General features: G+C 72.5%; 24 protein-coding genes and 4 pseudogenes. 16 read left to right on the top strand and 12 right to left on the bottom strand.

The window, feature by feature from the left end; all coding sequences use genetic code 11:
• Position 1: 1 nt before the first annotated feature.
• Positions 2 to 457 carry an RpiB/LacA/LacB family sugar-phosphate isomerase gene (locus tag QNO09_RS16240; protein WP_283970889.1) on the bottom strand — a complete coding sequence of 152 codons (456 nt, stop codon included), beginning with the start codon at positions 455 to 457 and terminating at the stop codon, positions 2 to 4.
• Positions 458 to 811: 354 nt separating this feature from the next.
• On the opposite strand from QNO09_RS16240, the gene QNO09_RS16235 reads away from it, so the two are divergent.
• Positions 812 to 1,528, top strand: a complete 717-nt coding sequence (locus tag QNO09_RS16235; RefSeq protein WP_283970888.1) for a lysophospholipid acyltransferase family protein — start codon at positions 812 to 814, stop codon at positions 1,526 to 1,528.
• A 279-nt stretch (positions 1,529 to 1,807) separates the two neighbouring features.
• On the opposite strand, the gene QNO09_RS16230 is transcribed toward QNO09_RS16235, so the two are convergent.
• The 6 genes from QNO09_RS16230 to QNO09_RS16205 all read right to left on the bottom strand — a co-directional run bounded on the left by QNO09_RS16230 (position 1,808) and on the right by QNO09_RS16205 (position 6,347).
• Positions 1,808 to 2,584, bottom strand: coding sequence for an urease accessory protein UreD (locus QNO09_RS16230; protein WP_283970887.1), 777 nt, complete (start codon positions 2,582 to 2,584; stop codon positions 1,808 to 1,810).
• Positions 2,581 to 3,258, bottom strand: a complete 678-nt coding sequence (ureG, locus tag QNO09_RS16225) for an urease accessory protein UreG (protein WP_283970886.1) — start codon at positions 3,256 to 3,258, stop codon at positions 2,581 to 2,583. The genes QNO09_RS16230 and ureG overlap by 4 nt, the downstream gene beginning before the upstream one ends.
• Before the next feature lie 62 nt (positions 3,259 to 3,320).
• Positions 3,321 to 3,995, bottom strand: coding sequence for an urease accessory protein UreF (locus QNO09_RS16220; protein ID WP_283970885.1), 675 nt, complete (start codon positions 3,993 to 3,995; stop codon positions 3,321 to 3,323).
• 10 nt (positions 3,996 to 4,005) lie between these two features.
• Complete coding sequence (locus QNO09_RS16215; protein ID WP_283970884.1) at positions 4,006 to 5,727, bottom strand: urease subunit alpha; 1,722 nt, start codon at positions 5,725 to 5,727, stop codon at positions 4,006 to 4,008.
• On the bottom strand, positions 5,720 to 6,031 hold the full coding sequence (locus QNO09_RS16210) for an urease subunit beta (protein WP_283970883.1): 312 nt from the start codon (positions 6,029 to 6,031) through the stop codon (positions 5,720 to 5,722). Before QNO09_RS16210 ends, QNO09_RS16215 begins: the two co-directional genes overlap by 8 nt.
• 13 nt (positions 6,032 to 6,044) lie before the next feature.
• Positions 6,045 to 6,347 carry an urease subunit gamma gene (locus QNO09_RS16205; protein ID WP_283970882.1) on the bottom strand — a complete coding sequence of 101 codons (303 nt, stop codon included), beginning with the start codon at positions 6,345 to 6,347 and terminating at the stop codon, positions 6,045 to 6,047.
• Positions 6,348 to 6,471: 124 nt separating this feature from the next.
• Here QNO09_RS16205 and QNO09_RS16200 point away from each other — a divergent pair, with 124 nt between their 5' ends.
• Positions 6,472 to 6,807, top strand: coding sequence for a hypothetical protein (locus tag QNO09_RS16200; protein ID WP_283970881.1), 336 nt, complete (start codon positions 6,472 to 6,474; stop codon positions 6,805 to 6,807).
• Positions 6,808 to 6,985: 178 nt separating this feature from the next.
• Here the strand turns inward: QNO09_RS16200 and QNO09_RS16195 are convergent.
• Positions 6,986 to 7,170 (bottom strand): annotated as a pseudogene (locus tag QNO09_RS16195) (prevent-host-death protein); the annotation flags it as partial.
• Here QNO09_RS16195 and QNO09_RS16190 point away from each other — a divergent pair.
• From QNO09_RS16190 to QNO09_RS16175, 4 genes and pseudogenes are all read left to right on the top strand, one after another.
• Positions 7,166 to 7,654, top strand: a pseudogene (locus QNO09_RS16190) (ATP-dependent Clp protease proteolytic subunit); the annotation flags it as partial. The pseudogenes QNO09_RS16195 and QNO09_RS16190 sit on opposite strands and share 5 nt — an antisense overlap.
• A 12-nt stretch (positions 7,655 to 7,666) precedes the next feature.
• Positions 7,667 to 7,973 (top strand): annotated as a pseudogene (locus tag QNO09_RS16185) (hypothetical protein).
• A gap of 551 nt (positions 7,974 to 8,524) precedes the next feature.
• Positions 8,525 to 8,998, top strand: a complete 474-nt coding sequence (locus QNO09_RS16180; RefSeq protein ID WP_283970880.1) for a C40 family peptidase — start codon at positions 8,525 to 8,527, stop codon at positions 8,996 to 8,998.
• An 81-nt stretch (positions 8,999 to 9,079) separates the two neighbouring features.
• Positions 9,080 to 9,244 (top strand): annotated as a pseudogene (locus tag QNO09_RS16175) (DUF6328 family protein); the annotation flags it as partial.
• 779 nt (positions 9,245 to 10,023) lie between these two features.
• On the opposite strand, the gene QNO09_RS16170 reads toward QNO09_RS16175, so the two are convergent.
• The gene (locus QNO09_RS16170; protein ID WP_283970879.1) at positions 10,024 to 10,482 is read right to left on the bottom strand and encodes an ATP-binding protein; all 459 of its coding nucleotides are present in this window, start codon (positions 10,480 to 10,482) and stop codon (positions 10,024 to 10,026) included.
• Between the two features lie 227 nt (positions 10,483 to 10,709).
• Between QNO09_RS16170 and QNO09_RS16165 the strand changes: the two genes are divergently transcribed.
• Both QNO09_RS16165 and QNO09_RS16160 read left to right on the top strand, forming a co-directional pair.
• Positions 10,710 to 11,570 carry a helix-turn-helix domain-containing protein gene (locus QNO09_RS16165; RefSeq protein ID WP_283970878.1) on the top strand — a complete coding sequence of 287 codons (861 nt, stop codon included), beginning with the start codon at positions 10,710 to 10,712 and terminating at the stop codon, positions 11,568 to 11,570.
• A gap of 9 nt (positions 11,571 to 11,579) precedes the next feature.
• Positions 11,580 to 11,810, top strand: coding sequence for a DUF397 domain-containing protein (locus QNO09_RS16160; protein WP_283970877.1), 231 nt, complete (start codon positions 11,580 to 11,582; stop codon positions 11,808 to 11,810).
• 51 nt (positions 11,811 to 11,861) lie between these two features.
• On the opposite strand, the gene QNO09_RS16155 is transcribed toward QNO09_RS16160, so the two are convergent.
• The gene (locus QNO09_RS16155; RefSeq protein ID WP_283970876.1) at positions 11,862 to 12,989 is read right to left on the bottom strand and encodes an 8-amino-7-oxononanoate synthase; all 1,128 of its coding nucleotides are present in this window, start codon (positions 12,987 to 12,989) and stop codon (positions 11,862 to 11,864) included.
• A 150-nt stretch (positions 12,990 to 13,139) separates the two neighbouring features.
• On the opposite strand from QNO09_RS16155, the gene bioB reads away from it, so the two are divergent.
• The 6 genes from bioB (at position 13,140) to QNO09_RS16125 (ending at position 18,986) form a co-directional block, all read left to right on the top strand.
• Entirely contained in the window at positions 13,140 to 14,315 is a 1,176-nt protein-coding gene (gene bioB, locus QNO09_RS16150) for a biotin synthase BioB (RefSeq protein ID WP_283970875.1), read from the top strand.
• A complete protein-coding gene (locus QNO09_RS16145) occupies positions 14,308 to 15,588 on the top strand; it encodes an adenosylmethionine--8-amino-7-oxononanoate transaminase (protein ID WP_283970874.1) in 1,281 nt (426 codons plus the stop codon). Before bioB ends, QNO09_RS16145 begins: the two co-directional genes overlap by 8 nt.
• Before the next feature lies 1 nt (position 15,589).
• Entirely contained in the window at positions 15,590 to 16,312 is a 723-nt protein-coding gene (gene bioD / locus QNO09_RS16140) for a dethiobiotin synthase (protein WP_283970873.1), read from the top strand.
• A gap of 87 nt (positions 16,313 to 16,399) precedes the next feature.
• Positions 16,400 to 17,299 carry a class A beta-lactamase gene (gene bla, locus QNO09_RS16135; RefSeq protein ID WP_283970872.1) on the top strand — a complete coding sequence of 300 codons (900 nt, stop codon included), beginning with the start codon at positions 16,400 to 16,402 and terminating at the stop codon, positions 17,297 to 17,299.
• Between the two features lies 1 nt (position 17,300).
• Complete coding sequence (locus QNO09_RS16130) at positions 17,301 to 18,242, top strand: endonuclease/exonuclease/phosphatase family protein (RefSeq protein ID WP_283970871.1); 942 nt, start codon at positions 17,301 to 17,303, stop codon at positions 18,240 to 18,242.
• A 69-nt stretch (positions 18,243 to 18,311) separates the two neighbouring features.
• On the top strand, positions 18,312 to 18,986 hold the full coding sequence (locus tag QNO09_RS16125) for a class I SAM-dependent methyltransferase (protein ID WP_283971010.1): 675 nt from the start codon (positions 18,312 to 18,314) through the stop codon (positions 18,984 to 18,986).
• Position 18,987: 1 nt separating this feature from the next.
• Here the strand turns inward: QNO09_RS16125 and QNO09_RS16120 are convergent, their stop codons facing one another.
• Positions 18,988 to 19,362 carry a fic family toxin-antitoxin system, toxin component gene (locus QNO09_RS16120; RefSeq protein WP_283970870.1) on the bottom strand — a complete coding sequence of 125 codons (375 nt, stop codon included), beginning with the start codon at positions 19,360 to 19,362 and terminating at the stop codon, positions 18,988 to 18,990.
• 4 nt (positions 19,363 to 19,366) lie between these two features.
• Positions 19,367 to 19,606 (bottom strand): toxin-antitoxin system HicB family antitoxin, encoded by a 240-nt coding sequence (locus tag QNO09_RS16115; protein WP_086560028.1) that lies wholly within the window; start codon positions 19,604 to 19,606, stop codon positions 19,367 to 19,369.
• Positions 19,607 to 19,741: 135 nt separating this feature from the next.
• Between QNO09_RS16115 and QNO09_RS16110 the strand changes: the two genes are divergently transcribed.
• Together QNO09_RS16110 and QNO09_RS16105 are read left to right on the top strand one after the other, a co-directional pair.
• Positions 19,742 to 20,557 (top strand): ABC transporter ATP-binding protein, encoded by an 816-nt coding sequence (locus QNO09_RS16110; protein ID WP_283970869.1) that lies wholly within the window; start codon positions 19,742 to 19,744, stop codon positions 20,555 to 20,557.
• Positions 20,558 to 20,561: 4 nt separating this feature from the next.
• Positions 20,562 to 23,129: an ABC transporter permease gene (locus QNO09_RS16105; protein ID WP_283970868.1), complete on the top strand. Its 2,568-nt coding sequence runs from the start codon at positions 20,562 to 20,564 to the stop codon at positions 23,127 to 23,129.
• Positions 23,130 to 23,133 lie beyond the last annotated feature (4 nt).

Raw genomic sequence — 23,133 nt, 5'->3', positions numbered from 1 at the left:
TCTACCTGGGGGTCCTGCCGTGGTCCAGCAGCCGGACACGGTCGATGTTCTGCCGGTCCTCGGCGTCCGCGCTGGGCTCACCGGCGAACCACGCGTCGAGGATCTCCGTCAGCAGCGGCTGCGACGTCAGCCGCAGGCTGAGCGCGAGCACGTTGGCGTCGTTCCAGCGGCGTGCCCCGTCGGCCGTGTAGGCGTCCGTGCACAGGGCGGCCCGTACGCCGGGCACCTTGTTGGCGGCGATCGAGGCGCCCGTGCCGGTCCAGCAGCAGACCACCGCCTGGTCGGCCGTGCCGTCGGCGACCTCGCGGGCGGCGGCCTCGGAGCACACCGCCCACTGCGGGTCGTCCCCCGGGCGCAGCGCGCCGTGCGGGCGCACCTCGTGCCCCCGCTCGCGCAGGGCGGCCACGAGCAGGCGGGCGACGGGTTCGTCCATGTCCGAGGAAACAGAGATCCGCATGTCTGGCAGGTTACTCGCCGAGGCGGCGCGGGCGAGCGGTCCACCACGGCTGCCCGCCCGCAAGAACCGCGGGTCCGCCACGCACCCCCGCCATCGCGCCACGCCTCCCGTGCGGCTTGCCCGTCACCCGGACGGCGCAGCACGCCGGCCCCGTGGTTCTCCCCAGCCGCACGAGCACCACCGCCACACCCCTTCCTGACTGACCATCAGTCAATTGGCGAAGGATCTGTGCGGTCCGGCCGCACGAGGTGCCCGGTGGCCACGCCTGCACCTACACTGGCACCCCACGACATGCCGGTTGACCTGCTGGAACGCGGCGGTTGAGTCCACTGCGAGAGTCGAGGAGCGCCCGCTTTGTTCTACTACCTGCTGAAATACGTGCTGCTGGGCCCGCTGCTGAGACTGGTCTTCCGGCCACGCATAGAGGGCCTGGAGCACGTTCCCGCGGAGGGCGCCGCCATCATCGCCGGCAACCACCTGTCGTTCTCGGACCACTTCCTGATGCCCGCGATCCTCAAGCGCCGCATCACCTTCCTCGCGAAGGCCGAGTACTTCACGGGTCCGGGCGTCAAGGGCCGTCTGACGGCCTTCTTCTTCCGCAGCGCCGGCCAGATCCCGGTCGACCGCTCCGGCAAGGACGCGGGCCAGGCGGCGATCCGCGAGGGCCTCGGCGTGCTGAGCAAGGACGAGCTGCTCGGCATCTACCCCGAGGGCACCCGCTCGCACGACGGCCGCCTGTACAAGGGCAAGGTCGGCGTGGCGGTGATGGCTCTGAAGGCCGGCGTCCCGGTGATCCCCTGCGCCATGATCGGCACCTTCGAGGCCCAGCCGCCCGGCAAGGTCATCCCCAACATCCACCCCGTCAAGATCCGCTTCGGCGAGCCCCTCGACTTCTCCCGCTACGAGGGCATGGAGAACGAGAAGGCCGTTCTGCGCGCCATCACCGACGAGATCATGTACGCGATCCTCTCCCTGTCCGAGCAGGAGTACGTCGATCGGTACGCGGCCGTGGTGAAGGCCGAGGAGGCCGCCACCAAGGAGCGCAAGTTCCGCCGCCTGCCGCTGCGCTGAGCTCTGCTGCCCGGCAGAGACCGGTTCCCGGCAGGCCCGCGGCGATCTACCGTCGCGGCATGGGAACGGAGACGGTCCTGCTGGACGGGTCGGCGCAGGCGTCCGTGGGCGGCTCACCGTGGTCGGTGGAGCTGCCGGTGGTGTGCGACAGGTCCGCCGCCCAATGGGCCACTTGGCGTCGGCGCACTCCATGGCCGTGTAGACGGCGCTGCCGTTCTCCGGCGGGAGGTCCTTCTCTGCCCATCCGGTGAACGGAGAGCCGATGCTGCTCGCGGGCGGTTACGGTCGGGGGGCGAGGGACCTCAGGCTCTCGTCGAGCAGCCGCCGCAGCCGCAGGGCGTCCGGCGCCACCGCCGTCACCAGCGCGGCCGGCCCGGCGAGCGGCACTACCGAGGCCCTCTCCCCCAGCATCCCGGCCGTCACCGGTTCGGCGGCGAACTCCGGTCGCACCACGACCAGTTGACCGACCGCGCGATGTCCCGCCAGCACGGCCGGCCCGTCCCAGCCGCCGGGCGCGCCGGGGCCGCAGGCCAGCTCCTGGTCGAGCACGGTCTGCCCGGCGACCCGCACGGTCAGACGGCTCGTGAGCCGCCCGGGTTCCTCTCCGACCCGCCCGAGCACCTGCTCCTCGCGCAGCACGAGCCGGGCCGTGGCGGCCAGCTCCACGCGAGTGCCCACAGACAGGTCGCTGCCCCGGGCGGAGATCAACTGCTCGGGGAGCCAGTGCAGTTCGGCCTGGTCGGCGACCTCGATCCGGACGTCGTAGCGGGCGTCGCCCTTCGCCTGGCCGGGCAGCGCGATGGTGGCGGCGGCCGATCCGACGGACAGCCGCGCTCCCTGCTCCACCCGGGCGTCCACGGTGAAGTGGTCCCCGCCGAGCGGTCCGCTCATCGCACCGACCAGCATGACCCGCGCCTCGCAGCCGCTGGCCCGGGTGCGCCGCAGCGCCAGGGGCCCGTCGCTCTCCAGCACGGGCAGCGAGGTTCCGCCCCGCCCGTCGGCACGGGCGACGATCCGCGCGAGGGACCGCACCCCGGCACCGGCGCGCCCGCTCATGCCGTCCACGCGGCGAGCCGCGCACGCACCCACGCGGCGACGTCCGCCACCCCGCCCTCACTCCGCAACGACTGGAAGACCACCGGCAGTTCGGCGCGCTGGGCCTTGGCGTCGGCGGCCATCCGGGCCAGGTCGGAACCGACGTACGGGGCGAGATCGGTCTTGTTGACGACGAGCAGGTCGGCGGTGGTCACGCCCGGTCCTCCCTTGCGCGGGATGTCGTCGCCCCCAGCCACGTCGATGACGAAGATCTGCGCGTCGACGAGCCCCTTGGAGAAGGTCGCGGTGAGGTTGTCCCCGCCGGACTCCACGAGGACCAGGTCCAATGGCCCGGCCGCGTCCTCCAGGTCCTCCACCGCCTCCAGGTTCGCGGAGATGTCGTCCCGGATCGCGGTGTGCGGGCAGGCCCCCGTCTCCACGGCGGTGATCCGCTCGGGCGGCAGCACGGCCTCACGGAGCAGGAACTCGGCGTCCTCCCGCGTGTAGATGTCGTTGGTGACGACGGCGAGCGACAGCTCGTCCCGCAGCGCCCGGCAGAGCGCGGCGACGGTGGCGGTCTTCCCGGATCCGACGGGGCCGCCGAGCCCGACGCGCAGGGCACGGCGGCGGCCGTCGGGGCGCAGGGCGTCGGCGCTGACGGCGGCGGGGCCCTGGTGGGTGTGGTCGAGGTGCATGGGAGCGACTCCTCCGTTGGTGTCCGACTGATGCGGGTGGCGACGACGGGCTCGGCGACCGTCTAGGAGGCGAAGAGCCGCACGGCCCACCCCGCGTGGGCTTCGGCCCCGATCTCCAGCAGTGGCGCCGACCCCGCCGGCAACGCGTCGACGCCCTCGTCGACGACCCGGCGCGCCGCCTCCACCGCCCGGTCCACGACCCGGTCGACCTCCGGCGCCAGCCGGGCCAGGACACCCGTCGCGTCGAACGGGTCCAGACTCAGCAGCCGTACCGTCGCCGACGCGGGCCCGCTCACGCTCTCGTACGCCGCGCAGTACGCCGCGTCCACCGGGCCCAGTCCCGCCGCCCGGGCGGCCAGCCCCAGCACCACCGGCTGGTGCGCGCCCTTGGGGAACTCCCTGCCGAGGGCGTCCAGCTCGGCGGACGGCCAGGTCGTCCGCGCGGCCCGCAGCAACTGCCGTCCCAGCTTCCGGGCGGCGGTCCGCAGGGCGGGCGACGGCGTCCGCGCGTCCGCGGCGCGGTCCAGCGCGACGGGATCGATCCCGAGCGCCGCGGCCGCGGACAGCCCCGCCGCCACCAGCCCCGCCGTGTGCAACCGGCCCCGGCAGAACTCGCCCAGGCTCGCCGCCCCGCTGATCCGCCCGGCCTTGACCGCCTCCTCGGCACCCCCGGAGTGCGCATGTCCTCCGGCGGGGAACCGCCCGTCGGCCAGGACGAGAAGCGCTGCTCGCGACATCAGACCACCCTCAGAACAGGAAGTACCGCTGAGCCATGGGGAGTTCGGCCGCCGGTGCCGCCTCGACCAGCTCTCCGTCGATGTGCACGGCGAAGCTGTCGGGGTCGACCCGCACCTCGGGCCGCGCGTCGTTCTCCCGCATGTCGGCCTTGGTGACCCCACGCGTCGACTCGATCGCCACGAACCGCTTGCCGAGTCCCAGCCGTTCGGGCAGCCCGGCCTCCACGGCCAGGGGCGCCACGAAGTTGACGGAGTTGGAGGCGGGCGCCCGCCCGATGGCCCCGTACATCGGCCGCGGCAGGATCGGCTGCGGCGTGGGGATCGAGGCGTTCGCGTCGCCCATCTGCGCGTACGCGATCTGCCCGCCCTTGATGACGAGCAGTGGCTTCACGCCGAAGAACGCCGGATCCCACAGCACCAGATCGGCCAGCTTGCCGCTCTCCACCGACCCGATCTCGCGGGCCAGGCCCTGGGCGAGGGCGGGGTTGATCGTGTACTTGGCGACATATCGACGCACTCGGTGATTGTCGGCCCGTCCGTCGCCGGGCAGTGCGCCCCGCCGGCGCTTCATCACGTGCGCGGTCTGCCAGGTCCGCATGACGACCTCTCCGACGCGTCCCATGGCCTGGGAGTCGGAAGAGATGATCGAGATGGCGCCCAGGTCGTGCAGGACGTCCTCCGCCCCGATCGTGGAAGGCCGGATCCGGGACTCGGCGAAGGCCAGGTCCTCCGGCACCGCGGGGTTGAGGTGGTGGCACACCATCAGCATGTCGAGGTGTTCCTCGGCGGTGTTGACGGTGAACGGCCGGGTGGGGTTCGTGGAGCTGGGCAGCACGTACGACTCGGAGACCACGGTCATGATGTCCGGCGCGTGCCCGCCGCCCGCGCCCTCGGTGTGGTACGCGTGGATGCCCCGCCCGGCGATGGCGGCGAGGGTGTCGCCGACGAACCCGGCCTCGTTGAGCGTGTCCGTGTGGATGGCGACCTGGATGCCCGTCCGCTCGGCGACGGTCAGCGCGGCGTCGATGACGGCCGGTGTGGAGCCCCAGTCCTCATGCAGCTTCAGGCCGAGCGCGCCGCCCCGGAGCTGCGACAGCATCGCCTCGTGGGAGACGGTGTTGCCCTTGCCGAGCAGTCCGATGTTGAGCGGGTGGGCCTCCATCGCCTCCAGCATCCGTGCCAGATGCCAGGGGCCGGGCGTCACCGTGGTGGCCTTGGAGCCCTCGGCCGGCCCCGTACCGCCGCCGACGAGGGTCGTGATGCCGGAGGAGAGCGCCTCGTCGGCGATCTGCGGGCAGATGAAGTGGACGTGTGCGTCGATCGCGCCGGCCGTGAGGATCCGCCCGTTGCCGGCGATGATCTCGGTCTCGGGGCCGATGACCAGATCCGGGTGGACGCCGTCCATGGTGTCGGGGTTGCCGGCCTTGCCGATGCCCGTGATCCGGCCGTCGCGGATGCCGACGTCGGCCTTGACGATCCCCCAGTGGTCGATGATCACCGCGCCGGTGACGACGGTGTCGGGGGTCCCTTCCGCACGCGTGGCTCGCGCCTGCCCCATGGACTCGCGGATGACCTTGCCGCCGCCGAACACCGCCTCGTCACCGGCGAGGCCGGGACCGCCGGAACGGTCCTCCTCGATCTCGACCAGCAGGTCGGTGTCGGCGAGGCGGATCCGGTCGCCGGTCGTCGGGCCGAACAGGTCGGCGTACGCGGCGCGCGAGATCTCAGGCATCGAGGGCACCTCCGGTCTCCCCGCGCAGACCGGGAACCACACGGGCGCCGGCCAGCGGGACGAGTTCGACGTCGGCGGGGATCCCGGGTTCGAAGCGCACGGCCGTGCCGGCGGCGACGTTCAGCCGCTTGCCGCGCGCGGCGGAGCGGTCGAACTCCAGGCCCGGGTTGGCCTCGGCGAAGTGGTAGTGGGAGCCGACCTGCACGGGCCGGTCGGCGGCGTTGAGGACGGTGAGACGGGTGACCTCGCTGCCCTGGTTGTAGACGATCGGGTCCTCGGCGAACAGGATCTCTCCGGGAATCACGGCGGCCTCCCCGTCAGACGATCGGCTCGTGGACGGTGACGAGCTTGGTGCCGTCCGGGAAGGTGGCCTCCACCTGCACGTCATGGATCATCTCGGGGATGCCTTCCATGACGTCGTCCCTGGTCAGGATCGTGCGTCCGGAGGCCATGAGTTCCGCGACGGTCCGGCCGTCCCGCGCGCCTTCGAGGATGTGCGAGGTGATGAGCGCGACCGCCTCGGGGTGATTCAGCTTCAGGCCACGGGCGCGGCGCTTCTCGGCCACGTCGGCCGCCACGTGGATCAGCAGTCGTTCTTGCTCGTGCGGGGTCAGTTGCACGTCCCACCTCACAGTCCTCGCTCCGGGCCGTGCGGGGCCCGGCTGCCGCGGCCACGGGGCAAACTGCCAGGTGGCGTGGATCGGCAGGCTAATTGGACCGCGTTTCGGGCACGTTAACCGCGCTGTGATCCACCGGCCGCGGCGCGGGCTGCGCGGCGACCGGGCCGTGCTCGCGCCGCTCGGCGCTTCGGCCTCTCGGCCCCTGGTGGACATGGCCGCGACCGGGCCCGCTCTGGCCCTGGCCTGGTGGGCGGCGCTCGGCCCGGGCGCCGTGCTGCTCGGCGACGCGCTGCGGGCACGGAAGGCGGGCAGTGAGCCCGCGGCCGACCGAAGGGAACTCTCGGCCGTCGGCCGACCACCACACCGGCGCCTCCGAGCACCCCGGATGGCGACCGTGCGTCCCCGCGGCAGCGGACGGGGACGCACGGTTCTCGCCTGTACGGGACTAGGCCCCTTCTGACGGATCTCCGCGGCGTCGCGACGCCCGGCACGCACGCTCGCCGCACCGCGCGAAAGCCCGAGTAGCTCCGCTACGAGGGCTTCCACGCGGCACTCCCCCAAGCTCTTCGAGCAGGGGGGACCCCCAGAGCACGCACCGAACGCCGCTCCTTCTCCCACGGAGAGCCATCAGAAGGGGCCTAGGCCGAGCCCGCCCTGTGGCGCTCCGCCGCGATGCCGAACCGCTGGGGTTCGCCGGGGCGGACGCGACCTCGCGGACGGTGGAGACCGCGCTGACCACCTGCTCCTCCGCGGATTCCGCGAGCTCCTGGGTCACTTCGAGTCGCCGCAGGTCATCGGCCGAGACGAGGGCGACGAGGGGCTTGGCCCAGTTCATGCGCCTGGAGCACCAGGCCCCGGACCGCGACATCTCGCTCTACGTCAACTCCCCCGGCGGCACCTTCCACGCCATGGCGGCGATCTACGACACGATGCAGTACGTCTCCTGCGACGTGGAGACGATCTGTCCGGGCCGGACCGGCGCGGCCTCCTCGGTGCTGCTGGCGGGAGGCGCGCCCGGCAAGCGATTCGCACTCCCCGACGCCCGCCTGGTGATCCATCAGTCCGCACTGCCCGCGCCCGTCCGGGGACAGGCGAGCGATCTCGCCGTCCAGGCGGACGAGTTGACGCGCGTCCGGCTCCGGACGGAGGAGCTGCTCGCTCGGCACACGGGCCGCAGCCGGGAGCAGATCGGCAGGGACATCGAGCGGGAGAAGATCCTCACCGCCCAGGAGGCCGTGGAGTACGGCCTGGTGGACGGGATCATCCCCCACCGCAGGGCCACCCCGGTCCCGCCGACCGGACGGTGAGGTGAGGCCCCGATGCTCCCGCCGGAACTGCCGCCGCTGCCCGCCCCGACGCGCCGAGGCGGAACTGATCGGCCGTTACCTCGAGGTCGTCGGCCTGCTGGGCCGTATCAACCCGGCGCTGGACGGCGACACCTACCGCGGACTGCGCGCCGCCCAGTCCCTGGTCGGCAAGGCGGCCGCGTTGCGCGACGCGCTGGCCCTGATGCACCAGCGGGGTGAGACGGAACTGCACGCCGGCACCCTGGCCCGTGCGCTGCGGGTGCTGGACGGTGAGCTGCGCACGGCCCGCCTCAGCCTGCCCCCGGAGTCCGTCAGTTGACGCGGAGTCCTCGCTCCGGACGCCCGATCGACCGTGGACCGTCCGGGGCTGAGTCGAAACGGACCAAATGACGTACCCCTGTTCGGAGTAGGTGGGAGACCTGTTTTGGGACCGTCCCGGTTGCGCAACGCGCGCAGCCAGGGGACGGAATGGGACATTCCATCGCTGGTCCGACGCTCCGCGAACCTGTGGACAGCGGCTCGAACGCACACGTGTCCACCCGAACGGGCGAGTGGTGAGTAACAACACAAATCCCCGGTTCCGTTGGGAAATCCGGACAGGCATGAGCCAAGATCCCTGTCTGACGACAAGCCCCCGCCGCTGTGGCGGGGCGATCCGGGCGGACGCCGAGTCCTGCCGCCGCCCGGATGACCGGTCGACAGGAGTGGATCGGCAGGAGTGGAGGACCCAAGCACGACGGGTCGCCGGGACGGTCACGCCATGACCGCACCCGAGCAGCCCTTGGGGTGAAGCCGCGTCAGCGGCCGGGCAACTTCGCCAGCCCGAATCCGACAGGTCATCCTTCACAGGCGGCTGACGAAGGGTTGCGCATGACTGCGCTCAATCGTGTCCCGTCGCTCATGGCCCGGGCCGGCACGGCCTCGGCGCTCACCATCGCCGCCGTCGGCGGTTCGATAGTGGCGCCCGGCTTCGCCTCCGACGCCGCGGCAGCCACGCCGGCGACCAAGGCACTCCAGATCGCGGCCTCGAAGAAGGGTTCGCCGTACAAGTACGGGGCCACCGGTCCGCACCGGTTCGACTGCTCCGGGCTCACGCTCTACTCGTTCAAGAAGGCCGGCAAGAAGCTCCCCCGCACGGCTGCCCAGCAGTACAACAAGACCCGCCACATCTCCAGCAAGAACCGCAAGGCCGGAGACCTGGTGTTCTTCCACTCGGGCAGCAACGTGTACCACGTCGGTATCTACGCGGGTAAGAACAAGCTCTGGCACTCCCCGAAGAGCGGGGACGTGGTGCGGCTCCAGAAGATCTGGACCAAGAGCGTCTGGTACGGGCGCGTGAAGTGATCCGCCCGGCGTGCGGCGGCGTCCTGACGCGCCGCCGCACGCCGGAGCGTGACTCGGACTTGTGCGGATACCCGTCGCCCCATGGCCGAGCATCGCCCCTGCACCGCGCGCAACGAGACTCCGCTGCACCGTGCGGACCGCAACTTCGTCGAACTGCTCCAGGAGTTGCGCGTCACCCAGACGGGCGTGCAGATCCTCTTCGCCTTCCTGTTGTCGCTCGCCTTCACCTCGCGCTTCGGGGACCTTGTGGGGGCTGCTCCCCGGCTGGTGCGGCGCGCGGGTCGGCGTCCGGAGACGGACGGCACCTCGGAGACGACCGAGGAGGAGCGGGCCGGGGACGACGTCAGGTTTCCCGCACCACTGCGGCGCACCGTCAGGCCGCCGTCAGGGCTTCGGTGCACGGCAGCGCACCGGGAGGCGCGGCGCGGCACAGGTGAGGGCCGTCGCGTGCCACGGCGCGTGGTGAGGCACGGGGAGTGACTGGCGCCGCGCCGTACGACGCCCAGAAGGGGCGTCGTAGCCTCGCGGGCGGCCCGGAGGGGCGGCTCGGGCTCGCGGGCGGCGGAGGAGGCGGCGTGGCTCTCAGGGGGCCCGATGAGGGCGCCGGGGCTCGTGGGGAGGCCCGGAGGAGCACCGCGGCTCGCAGGCGGCCCCGAGAAGATGCCGCGGCTCGCAGGGTCGTCTGAAGGGGCGGCGTGCTCGCAGGCGGTCCGGAGGAAGCACCGTGACTTGGGGGTGGCCCGGAGAGGGCGCCGCGACTCGCAGGCGATCCGGGAGGAAGCACCACAGCTCGCACGGAGGCCCGAAGGGGCGGTGCGCTCGCAGGCGCGTGCTCGCAGGGGCGGCGTGCTCGCAGGCGGCCCGGAGGAAGCACCTGGCTCGGAGGCGGCGCCGGAGGGCGCCATGGCTCGCGGGCGGCCGGAAGAGGGGCGTCGCGGCTCGCGGGGTGCATGGATGCCGGTCGCGTGGGCCCGGGCAGGCTCAGGGCATCCGCTGGGGATGTTCTTCGGTCCTGCTACGAGCGGTCACGGCTCCTGCCGGACCACCGTGGTCACCGGCTGGACCGGCGCGGCCCACGGGAGCTCGATCGAGATGGTCTTGCCGCCTTCGCGGGTGGGGCGGATGCGGAGTCGGCCACCGCACTCGGCGGTCAGCCAGCGGATGATGACCAGGCCGCGGCCGTTGTCCTGCTGGACGGCGGCGGGCAGGCGTCTGGGGAAGCGCGGGTGACTGTCCGTGACACCGATACGCAACCACTCGTCGCGATCGAGCTCCAGGTCCACGGTGAACGTCGGTGACTGGCCGAAGGTGTGCTGGACCGCGTTGGTGGCGAGTTCGGAGACGATGAGCCGGACGGTGTCGGACACTTCCGTGTCCGGCGGCAGGCCCCACTCCGCCAGCGTGCCCACCACGTAGGTGCGCGCAGCGGAGACCGAGGCGGGATCGCTCGGCAGAGTGACGGATGCTTCCAAATGGTCTGCCATGGCGACGTCGTCCCTTTCCCACGGGACCGCAGTCCGACACGGAGCGGATGGTTCGAGTACGGTCCCGGACTGGTGCTTCATCGCCAGACTGCCATCAGAACGCCCCCGAAGGACGGCGATCCACCAAGATATGCATATATCTGTCGCTCAAAGCGGTGAACTCTGCGACGCGAGACCGTATTTGGATGCGGCCGTTCGGAGTCCCGGTAAGGAGTAAGGAGGAGCCCATGCAGCACGGTCCCGCGGTGCGCCGCCGGAAACTGGGCGCCGAACTGCGTGCGCTGCGCACCTCGGCGGGGCTCACGAGCGGTGAGGCGGCCCGGCTGGTGGGTTGGCACCAGTCCAAGGTCAGCCGGATCGAGACGGGCACGAGCGGGGTGAAACCGGCCGATGTGCGGTTACTCCTCGACGCCTACTCCGTGGCGGACTCCCAACTTCGCGAGCTGCTCATGGTGTTGGCGGGGCCCGACGAGAGCGGTGGACGTCATCACTGGTGGCACGCCTATCGCGGGGTGCTGCCGCCGACCTACCGGGACTTCATCAGCCTGGAGTCGCAGGCCGGCGCGATGCGCACGCTGGAGACCACCGTCGTCCCGGGCCTGCTCCAGACACCCGAGTACGCCCGCGCGGTGACGAAGGCCGCGGTGGAGGGGCTTTCGGAGGACCGGCTCGACACGCTGGTCGAGGTGCGACTGGCCCGGCAGGACGTGCTGCGCGCGGATCCCCCGCTGGAACTGAGCGCCGTCCTGGACGAGGCGGTGCTGCGCCGGGAGGTGGGCGGACCCGGGGTCATGGCCCGCCAGCTGGAACGACTGGTCGAGGCCGCCCGGCTCCCCCAAGTGCGGCTGCAGGTGCTGCCGTTCGCCGCCGGGGCGCACATCGGCGTCACCGGCCCTTTCGTTATCTTGTCATTTTCGAGCACTTCTGATCTGGATGTGGTTGTTCTCGACCACTTGACGAGTAGCCTCTACCTCGAACGGAAAGAAGACCTCCAGGCCTACACGGAGGCCTTCAACGCCCTTCAGATCCACGCCCTTTCGCCCGAGGACTCGTTGGATTTCATCGCCGGGACAGCCGCCGGCGCGTAAGGAGGCACCATGCGTGCACTGCCTCGTCACGTCCCCTCAAGCATCGAACTGCACGGTGTGCGGTGGTTGCGCAGCAGCTACAGCACCGGCGCGAACAACTGCGTCGAGACCGCGCGTCCGGATGCCCCGCCCTGGGCCGGACTGCTCGCCGTGCGCGACTCCAAGAACCCGGCCGGACCCGCGCTACTCTTCTCTCCGGAGAGCTGGGCGGCGTTCGCGGCCGGGGTGGACCGCATGTAACCGCGTTCGATCAGGCCGACATCGTGCGACACACGGCCGTGTCACGCCGACTCATGGTCGCGTCTCGCCGATCAGCCGTACAGCGCGTGCGATCTGCTGACCGGTCAGGTCGGCGCGGGCGGTCAGCCTGAGCCGTGAGATGCCGTCGGGCACGGAGGGAGGACGGAAACAGCCCACGGCCAGGCCCGCCGCGCGGCAGTCCGCCGCCCAGTTCACCGCGTCCTCGGCAGAGGGCGCCCGCACCGAGACCACCGCGGCGTCCGGACGTACCGCTTCCAGTCCCGCGGCGGTCAGGCGTGCGTGCAGTTCGGCCGCCACCGCGCGGGCCCGTGCGGCCCGTTCCGGCTCGCGGCGCAGCAGCCGGAGGGCCGACAGGGCCGCCCCCGCCGCGGCGGGGGCGAGTCCGGTGTCGAAGATGAACGTCCGGGCCGCGTTGACCAGGTGGTCGACGACCCGGGCGGGGCCGAGGACGGCTCCGCCCTGGCTGCCGAGCGACTTGGACAGGGTGACCGTCGCGACGACGTCGTCGGCGCCCGCGAGTCCCGCCGCGTACGCGGCGCCCCGGCCGCCGTCGCCGAGGACGCCCAGGCCGTGGGCGTCGTCGACGACCAGTCCGGCGCCGCGCTCCCGGCAGGCCTCGGCCAGCGCGGTGAGGGGGGCGGCGTCGCCGTCGACCGAGAAGACCGTGTCGGACACGGCGATCGCCGTGCCCTCGTGCGCCGACAGTGCCTTGCGCACGGCGTCGGGCTCGGCGTGCGCCACGACCTGGGTGGTGCCGCGGGCCAGCCGGCAGCCGTCGATGAGCGAGGCGTGGTTGCCCGCGTCGGAGACGATCAGGGAGCCGTGCGGGGCCAGCGCGGTGACGGCGGCGAGGTTGGCGGCGTAACCGGAGGAGAAGACCAGGGCCGCCTCGAAACCGCAGAAGTCGGCCAGTTCCCGCTCCAGCTCCGTGTGCAGTTCGGTGGTGCCGGTGACGAGCCGGGAGCCGGTCGAGCCGCCGCCCCAGGTCCGCGCGGCCCGGGCCGCGCCCTCGGTGATCTCGGGGTGCCGGGCCAGCCCCAGGTAATCGTTGCTCGCCAGGTCGAGGAGCGGCGAAGCGGCCGGACGGGGGCGCAGAATCCGTACGAGTCCGGCGCGGCGGCGCCGCTGGGCCTGCTCGTCGATCCAGCCGAACGCCATGGGTGGTCCTCCGGGGAATTTGTAGGCAGTGCACAGACACTAGCGGGACGACCAGCAGGTCAGTGTGTGGTGATACCCACACCTCGAAGCGACTCTGTTGTACGAAGTCTCCTTGGCCCCGGGCGCCTCCGTAGGACAGGATCGGCTTCCATGGACCTGCTGAACACGCTGGTGGACAAGGGGCTTCGGCGCGAGCTGCCGACCCGCGACGAAGCACTGGCCGTCCTCGCGACGTCCGACGACGACCTGCTCGATGTGGTGGCCGCGGCCGGAAAGGTGCGGCGGCACTGGTTCGGCCGGCGGGTGAAACTGAACTATCTCGTCAACCTCAAGTCCGGCCTGTGCCCCGAGGACTGCTCGTACTGTTCGCAGCGGCTCGGCTCGACGGCCGGGATCCTGAAGTACACCTGGCTCAAGCCCGGCCAGGCGTCCGACGCGGCGGCGGCCGGTGTGGCCGGAGGGGCCAAGCGGGTGTGCCTGGTGGCCAGCGGGCGCGGCCCGACCGACCGGGACGTGGACCGGGTCTCCGAGACGATCAGGACGATCAAGGAGAACAACGAGGGCGTCGAGGTGTGCGCGTGCCTCGGTCTGCTCTCCGACGGCCAGGCGGAGCGGCTGCGCGAGGCGGGCGCCGACGCCTACAACCACAACCTCAACACGTCCGAGGCGACGTACGGGGAGATCACCACCACGCACACCTACGAGGACCGCGTCGACACCGTGCACAAGGCGCACGCGGCCGGTCTGTCCGCCTGTTCCGGGCTGATCGCCGGCATGGGCGAGACGGACGAGGACCTCGTGGACGTCGTCTTCTCGCTGCGTGAGCTGGACCCGGACTCGGTTCCGGTCAACTTCCTGATCCCGTTCGAGGGCACTCCGCTCGGCAAGGAGTGGAACCTGACCCCGCAGCGATGCCTGCGGATCCTGGCGATGACGCGGTTCGTCTGCCCGGACGTCGAGGTGCGGATCGCCGGTGGACGTGAGGTCCATCTGCGCACGATGCAGCCGCTCGCCCTGCACCTGGCCAACTCGATCTTCCTCGGCGACTACCTCACCAGTGAGGGCCAGGCCGGCAAGGCCGACCTGGAGATGATCGCGGACGCCGGGTTCGAGGTGGAGGGCACCGACCGGGTGACGCTTCCGGAGCACCGGGCCGCCGGCGGCTGCCACGACGGTGGCGGAGTGTGCGGTTCCGAGGGTGGCGGGTCATGCGGATCCGGCGAGGAACCGCAGGTCGCCGACGCCCGTACCGGCGCCGAACCCCGGACCGACCTGGTCGCCGTGCGCCGCCGGGGCGCCGGGACCGACCTCGCGCCCAATGCCTGAGCGCACGGTCGCCGAGCTGCTGGAGCTCGACCGGCGGCACGTGTGGCATCCGTACGGCCCGATGCCCGGACGGCAGGAACCGCTCGTCGTGGAGTCGGCGAGCGGAGTGCGGCTGCGGCTCGCCGACGGTTCGGGGGAGCTGGTCGACGGGATGTCGTCCTGGTGGTCGGCGATCCACGGCTACAACCACCCCGTGCTCAACGAGGCCGCGCGTGAGCAGCTGGGGCGGATGAGCCATGTGATGTTCGGGGGGCTCACCCACGAGCCCGCCGTACGCCTGACGAAGCTCCTTGTCGACATGTCACCCGAAGGCCTGGAGCATGTCTTCCTCGCCGACTCCGGGTCGGTGTCGGTCGAGGTCGCGGTCAAGATGTGCCTGCAGTACTGGCGCTCGCTGGGCCGCCCCGGCAAGCAGCGGCTGCTGACCTGGCGCGGCGGCTACCACGGCGACACCTGGCAGCCCATGTCGGTGTGCGATCCGGACGGCGGGATGCACGACCTGTGGACCGGGGTGCTGCAACGCCAGGTGTTCGCCGATGCGCCCCCGGCGGAGTACGAGGAGGCGTACGCCGAGCACCTGCGGTCGCTGATCGAGCGGCACGCCGGTGAACTGGCCGCGGTGGTCGTCGAGCCGGTGGTTCAGGGCGCGGGCGGGATGCGGTTCCACTCCCCCGCGTATCTACGGGTGCTGCGCGAGGCGTGCGACGCGCACGACGTGCTGCTGGTGTTCGACGAGATCGCGACCGGTTTCGGCCGTACGGGCGCGATGTTCGCGGCGGAACACGCGGCGGTGACGCCCGACGTGATGTGCGTGGGCAAGGCCCTGACCGGCGGGTACCTGACGATGGCGGCCGCGCTGTGCACCGCGCGGGTGGCCGACGGCATCTCGCGGGGCGAGGTGCCGGTGCTCGCGCACGGCCCCACTTTCATGGGCAACCCGCTGGCGGCCGCCGTGGCCTGCGCCTCGATCGAGCTGCTGCTCGGGCAGGACTGGACCGCGGAGGTCGAGCGGATCGAGGCGGGGCTGCGGGACGGACTCTCGGCCGCCTCCGACATGCCGGGGGTGAAGGACGTCCGGGTCCTCGGCGCGATCGGGGTCGTACAGCTGGATCACGCGGTGGACATGCGGGCGGCGACCGAGGCGGCCGTGCACGAGGGCGTGTGGCTGCGGCCGTTCCGCGATCTGATCTACACCATGCCGCCGTACGTCACGGGCGACGCGGACCTCGCGCGGATCGCCCGGGCCGTGTGCGCGGCGGCGCGGGAGGGATGACATGCCGGTACTGGTGATCACGGGCACGGGCACGGAGGTCGGCAAGACGGTCGTTACCGCCGCCGTCGCCGCGACGGCGCTGGCGGCCGGCCGGTCGGTGGCCGTGCTCAAGGCCGCCCAGACGGGCGTACGGCCGGACGAGCCGGGCGACGCCGCCGAGGTGGCGCGCCTGGCGGGGCCGGTGACAACGGCCGAACTGGCCCGGTACCCCGAGCCGTTGGCCCCCGCGACGGCCGCACGCCGGGCGGGCCGGGCCCCGGTGCATCCGCACGAGGTCGCGGAGGCCGCCGCCAAGCTGGCCACCGAGCACGACCTGGTGCTGGTCGAGGGGGCCGGCGGACTCCTCGTACGGTTCGACGCGGCCGGCGGGACCCTGGCGGACGCCGCCCGGCTGCTGTCGGCGCCGGTGCTGGTCGTGGCGCCGGCGGGACTCGGCACCCTGAACACGACGGAGCTGACGGCGCGTGAACTGCGCTCCCGAGGGCTGGAGATGGCCGGGATCGTGATCGGGAGTTGGCCGGCCGCCCCCGACCTCGCCGCGCGCTGCAATCTCGCGGACCTGCCGGACGTGGCCGGAGCGCCGCTGCTGGGTGCCGTTCCGGCGGGGTCGGCCGCCCTCTCCCCCGCCGCCTTCCGGGCATCCGCGCCGCACTGGCTGGCCCCCCGGCTGGACGGCTCGTGGGACGCGGAGGCGTTCCGGGTACGGGAGGCACCCGAGGCGTGATGAGGGCCCGTTCGGGCACGCGGTGAAACCGGACCGGACGTGATCGCGTGTTGACCTACGTACGTGATCGCCTCCGAAGGGACCACCTTGCACACGAACGGATCACGCCCGTCCCGCCGCACGGCTCTCGCGCTGGGCACGGCCGCCGCTCTCTCGCTGGGCGGCGGCACGGCCCACGCGTCACCGGGCACCGGTGCTGTCACCGCGCGGCTGCGGGAACTGGAGCGGGAGCACACCGCCCGGCTGGGCGTGTACGCCCGCAACCTGCGCACCGGCCGGACGGTGGCGTACCGGGCCGACGAACGCTTCCCGATGGCCTCGGTGTTCAAGACCCTGGCCGCCGCGGCCGTCCTGCGCGACCTCGACCACGACGGTGAGTTCCTGGCGCGCCGCGTCCGCTACACGCAGGACTACGTCACGAAGTCCGGGTACTCCCCGATCACCGAGAAGAACGTCACGACCGGCATGACCGTCGGCGAACTGTGCGACGCCACCATCCGCTTCAGCGACAACACCGCGGGCAACCTGCTCCTGAAGGAACTCGGCGGGCCGACGGCCGTCACGCGCTTCTGCCGCTCGATCGGTGACCGGGTCACCCGGCTCGACCGGTGGGAGCCCGAGCTCAACTCGGCGGAGCCGTGGCGCGTGACCGACACGACCTCCCCGCGCGCCGTCGGCACGACCTACGCCCGGCTGGTGCTCGGCACCGCGCTGGAGCCCCGGGACCGGGCACGGCTCACGGACTGGCTGCTGCGCAACACCACCAGCACCGAGAAGTTCCGCAAGGCCCTGCCCGCCGACTGGCTGATCGCCGACAAGACCGGCGGCGGGCGGTACGGCACCAACAACGACGTGGGCGTCGTCCGGCCGCCGGACGGCCCGCCGATCGCGCTGTCCGTCCTGACCACCCAGCCGGAGGAGGACGCCGTGGCCGACAACCCGCTGGTGGCCCGGACGGCCGCGCTGGTGGCGGCGGAACTCGCCTAGCGTGGCCGTCGGCGGCAGGTCGCGGTGGGACGTGCGGCTGGTGTGCGGTGCGGCCGGTGCCGCCGCGCTCCAGGTGCTGCACTTCGCCGTGCCCAACGGGGCCGGGCGGCTGGGGAGCCTGCTGGAGACGTTCCTGCCGTGGCTCGGGCTGAGCGTGCCCGTGCTCGGCTGCCTCGCGCTGCTCAAGCGGTCGTGGGCGGGGCTCCTCGCCTGCCTGGCGCCTCTGGCCGTGTGGCTCTGGATGTTCGGCGGGATGTGGTTCTCCCCCATCCGGGCCCCGGGCCCGTACGACCTGACCGTCCTCCAGCACAACGTGGCCGACGACAACGCCGACCCCTCCGGCACCGCCCGGGCGCTGCGCGCCGCCCGTGCGGGGCTGGTGGCCGTGCAGGAACTGACACCCGCCGCGCGACCCGTCTACCAGGACGTCCTGGGCGCCTCACACCCGCACCGGGCCGTCCACGGCACGGTCGGGCTCTGGTCGGCCCATCCCCTGTCGGACGTGCGGCCCGTGGACATCCGGCCCGCGGGCTTCCCGGGGAGCTGGCAGCGGGGCCTGCGGGCCACGGTGTCCGCGCCGGGCGGGAGCATCACGGTGTACGTGGTCCACCTGCCGTCCGTCCGGCTCGGTCCGGCGGGCCTGGCGTCGGCGGCCCGTGACGAGAGCGCGGCCCTGCTCGCAGCCCTGGTCGCCGACGATCCGGCCGACCGGCTCCTGGTGGTGGGCGACCTCAACGGCACGGTGCGGGACCGCGGTCTCGGGCCGCTCACCTCCCGGCTGCACGCCCCGCCCTCGGGGTTCGCTTTCAGCTGGCCGGCCGCCCTGCCGGTGGCGAGGATCGATCAGGTGCTGGGGAGAGGGGTGGAGGTGGCGGAGGTGTCGGCACTGGCGGCGACCGGAAGTGACCATCGTCCGGTCCTGGGCCGCGTACGCCTGCGGTAGGCGGCAGGGGTGCGCCGTGCCCGTCGCGGGGAGAATCGGGGTATGCCCGGCATCGTCAGGGAGGTCGCCATGCCGTTCCGTTCCGCCGCGGTGCCACGGGACGCCGTGCACCATCCGCTGTTCGCCCGCTGCTACGCCCGGGCCAGTGTGGCCGCCGAGACCCGGATGGGCATGGGCCGGATCCGCGGGAGACTGCTCGGCGGGCTGTCCGGGCGGGTGATCGAGATCGGCGCGGGCAACGGGCTGAACTTCGCCCACTACCCGGGCACCGTCGCGGAGGTCGTGGCCATCGAACCGGAGCGGCGGCTGCGGCAGCTGGCCGTGGAGGCCGCGCTGCGCGCCGAGGTGCCGGTGGACGTGGCGCCGGGGGTGGCCGAGGCGCTGCCGGTCAAGAGCGAGGGCTTCGACGCCGCCGTGGTGTCGCTGGTGCTGTGCAGTGTGCGGGACGTGCCCCGGGCGCTCGGGGAGCTGCGGCGGGTGCTGCGGCCGGGCGGCGAGGTGCGGTTCTTCGAGCACGGCCGGGGCGGCGGCCGGGCGATGACCTTCACCCAGCAGGCCCTGGACCGGACGGTGTGGCCGGTGCTGAGCGGGGGCTGCCATGTGGCGCGGGAGCCGGTGCGGGCCCTGCGGGACGCCGGGTTCGAACTCGGCCCCTACCGGCGGTTGCTCATGCCCGAACAGGGGCCGACGCTGCCCACCTCGTACTGCGTGCTCGGCACGGCGTGGCGCCCTGCCGAGGGGTGAGTCACAGGCTCCATTGGCGCAGCTCCTGCTCGATCTCCCGTACGGAGGCCTCGCCGCTCTTGACCAGCCGGGCGAGGTCGCGGACCTGCTCGGGTGAGGTGACGACCTTGGCGCCGCTGGCCACGAGGTACGCGTAGGCGACGGCGGAGGCGAACAGGGCGTTGGAGCGTTCCAGCGCGGGGACGTGGAGGAGGAGCTGGAGCAGGGCGGCGGCGCGGGCGTGCGGGCTGTCGTAGACGGGGACGTCGAACACGGCGGCGCGGTGCCGGGCGACGGCGGCGACGAGGGCTCCCCAGTCGGTGACCTGGGGGTCTCCGGGGGTTTTCTGCTCGGCGAGCATCAGCAGCCAGGCGAGGTCGATCTCGAGGTTGTCCAACGGTTCAGTGGCGACCTTCGCGCGTGCCCTCACGGTCCCCGCCGAACTCCTCGGCGAAGACGGACTCGTACTGCTTCATGAAGTCCGCGGCGGCCTCCACGAAGGTGTGGCCCACCTCGCCGGTGTCCTGACGGACCAGCTCCTCGATGTAGCGGTTGACGCTCATGCCGCGGGCCAGGGCGCGTTCTCGCGCGGCTCGGGCGGTGCCCTCGTCGACGCGCACGTTCAGCTGGGTCTTGGCCATACCTCGAAGCTAGCGCTCGGGTGCTAGCACCGGCAAGGGCGGAGTCCGACCCGCGGAGGATACCGAGTGTGGGCCGGGTCACATTACCCTCGGTCAGGGCCAGGAGGTCCTGACGTCCACCCAGAGGAGGCGGCCTTGTCCACACCTGCTGCGGAGCATGCTCCCGGCCTCGCGCCGGCCGACGGGATCGCGGCCCGCGCCCGCGGTCTGACCAAGGCGTACGGCGCGGGCGAGACGGCCGTGCTCGCGCTCGACTCGGTGGACGTGGACATCGTCCGGGGCCGGTTCACCGCGGTCATGGGGCCCTCGGGCTCCGGGAAGTCCACGCTGATGCACTGTCTGGCGGGGCTCGACACCGTCTCGGCCGGTCAGGTGTGGCTGGGCGACACGGAGATCACGGGGCTGCGGGACCGTGAACTGACGCGGCTTCGCCGCGACCGGATCGGGTTCATGTTCCAGTCGTTCAACCTCATCCCGACCCTGAACGCGCTGGAGAACATCACCCTGCCCATGGACATCGCGGGCCGCAAGCCCGACGAGAAGTGGCTGGACCAGGTGATCGACACCCTCGGGCTCAGGGACCGCCTCGGGCACCGGCCGTCGCAGCTCTCCGGCGGTCAGCAGCAGCGCGTGGCCTGTGCCCGGGCCCTGGCCTCCCGGCCGGAGCTGATCTTCGCGGACGAGCCGACCGGCAACCTGGACTCGCGCGCCGGCCTGGAGGTGCTCGCCTTCCTGCGCGAGGCGGTGGACCGGCTCGGGCAGACCGTCGTCATGGTCACCCACGATCCGGGCGCCGCCGCCCACTCCGACCTGGTGCTCTTCCTCGGGGACGGCCGGATCGTCGACGAGATGCGCCACCCGACGGCGGAGGCGGTCCTGGAGCGGATGAAGAGGTTCGACGCGATCCGCACCCGGTACGAGGACGCCCCGGCGTCGTCCGAGGAGAACTGAGCCCGTGCTCAAGGCGACCCTGAGGAGCTTCCTGGCGCACAAGGGGCGACTGCTGCTCTCGGCGCTCGCCGTCCTGCTGTCCGTCGCGTTCGTCACGGGGAGCCTGATCTTCTCGGACACCGTCAGCCGCACCTTCGACCGGCTGTTCGCCTCCACGGCGGCCGATGTGACGGTCAGCCCGAAGGAGGGCCTCGACGAGGCGGTGCCCTCCGGCCGGACGGCCACCCTGCCGGCCGCGCTCGCCGAACGGGTCCGGCAGGTGGACGGGGTCGCGGCGGCCCGCGCCGACGTGAAGGTGAACGGCCTCACGGTCGTCGACGAGCAGAACGAGCCGGTGGGCCCGACCACCGGGGCGCCGACGCTCGGCCACGCCTGGAACCCGTACGCGCGCAGCCCCGTGGAGCTGACCTCGGGCCACGCCCCGCACGGCCCCGCCGAGGCGCTGCTCGACTCCGAGACCGCCGACCGCAGGGACGTGCGCATCGGCGACACCCTCACCGTCATCGCACCGCCGGGGTCGTTCGAGGTGCGGGTGGTCGGCATCGTCACGTTCACGACCACCAACCCCGGCTCCGCGCTGATCTACGTCGACACCCCCACCGCGCAGACCAAGCTGCTCGGCCGGCCGGGGACGGCCACCGGCATCTCGGTCGACGCGGCGGAGGGCGTCAGCGACGCTCAGCTCAAGCAGCGGGTGGCGGACGCGCTCGGGGCGCACGCCTACGACTACCGGACGGCCGGCGAGCAGGCACAGTCGGATGTCGAGCAACTGGGCGGGTTCCTCGACGTCATCAAGTACGTGATGCTCGGCTTCGCCGGGATCGCCGTGCTGGTGGGCGTGTTCCTGATCGTCAACACCTTCACCATGCTGATCGCCCAGCGCACCCGGGAGCTGGGGCTGCTGCGCGCGCTCGGCGCCGACCGGCGCCAGGTCCGGCGCTCGGTCCTCACCGAGGCCCTGCTGCTCGGCCTGGTCGGCTCCACGCTGGGGCTGGCCGCGGGCATCGGACTCGCCGCCGGTCTGATCGCGCTGATGGGCCTGCTCGGCATGAACATCGACGCCGACGAGATGGAGATCCGCTGGGTGACACCGGTGGCGGCGTATGTCGTCGGGCTCGGCGTCACTTTCGTCGCCGCCTATCTCCCGGCGCGGCGGGCCGCGGGTGTCTCACCGATGGCCGCGCTCTCGGACGCGGAGGTCGCCGGGGTGGGCCGGCCACTGCGGATTCGCGCGGTGGCGGGCGGAATCGTCGGTACGACCGGTGCGGCGGCGCTGGTGGGCTGCGCGGTGTCGGAGCGGACGGCGACGGCGGCGTCCCTGCTGGGGTTCGGCGTGGTGCTCACCCTGATCGCGACCGTGGTCGCCGGGCCGCTGCTGGTGCGCCCGATGATCCGGGTGCTCGGCGCGGCCTTTCCCGCGCTGTTCGGGTCGATCGGCCGGATGAGTCAGCGCAACGCCCTGCGCAATCCCCGCCGCACCGGCGCCACCGCCGCCGCCCTGATGGTGGGGATCGCCCTGGTCGGCGGGATGTCGGTGGCCAGTGAGTCGATGACCGCGTCGTTCGACCGGCAGATCGACAGGACGCTGGGTGCCGACTTCGTCATCCAGAACACCAACTTCCAGCCGTTCCCGCGGGAGGTCACCGACAAGGTGCGCGGCACCGACGGCGTGGGCCTCGTGGTGCGCGGGCGGTTCACACCCGTCGCGGTGCGGCTCCCCGACGGCGACCGGGTGGAGACGACCGCCGCGGGCTATGACCCCCGGCTCGACGACGTCGCCAACATCACCTATGTGCGGGGAGACTCCGCGGCCGCGCTGGCGGACGGGCGCATGGCCATGGACCGGGACTTCGCGCGCGACCACGGCGTGCGGGTGGGCAGCACCCTCCCGGTGGAGTTCCAGGGCGGACGCTCGGCGGAGCTGACGGTCGGCGCGCTCACCGATCAGGACTCCGCCGAGGGGTTCGGCACCCAGGGCGGGCTGTACTTCGGGCTGGGCACCCTGGAGCGGTACGCGCCGGGCGGGCAGGACTCCGCGCTCTACGTCAACGCCTCGGGCGGTACGAGCGACGACGACCTGCGCGCGAGCCTGGAGAAGGCCCTGGACCCGTATCCGCAGGTGCAGGTGCGGGACCTGGCCGACTACAAGCAGCTGGTCCACGACCAGATCGCCGTGCTGCTGTACCTGGTGTACGCGCTGCTGGGCCTGGCGATCATCATCGCGGTGCTGGGCGTGGTCAACACCCTGGCGCTGTCGGTCGTCGAACGCACTCGGGAGATCGGCCTGTTGCGGGCGATCGGGCTGGCCCGGCGTCAGCTGCGGCGGATGATCCGGCTGGAGTCGGTGGTGATCGCCGTGTTCGGGGCGGTCCTCGGGCTCGTGCTGGGGCTGGTGTGGGGTGTCTGCACGCACCGGGTCCTGGCGCTCCAGGGCATGACGGCCCTGGCGGTCCCGTGGCTGACGATCGTGCTGGTGGTGGTGGGCTCGGCGGTGGTCGGAGTCGTGGCGGCGCTGCTGCCGGCGCTGCGCGCGTCCCGCATGAACGTGCTGGCGGCGATCGCGCACCAGTGACGTC

It is taken from the genome of Streptomyces sp. 378, assembly GCF_030124145.1.
GTDB lineage: Bacteria > Actinomycetota > Actinomycetes > Streptomycetales > Streptomycetaceae > Streptomyces.
This window is presented reverse-complemented; position numbering and strand designations above follow the sequence as displayed.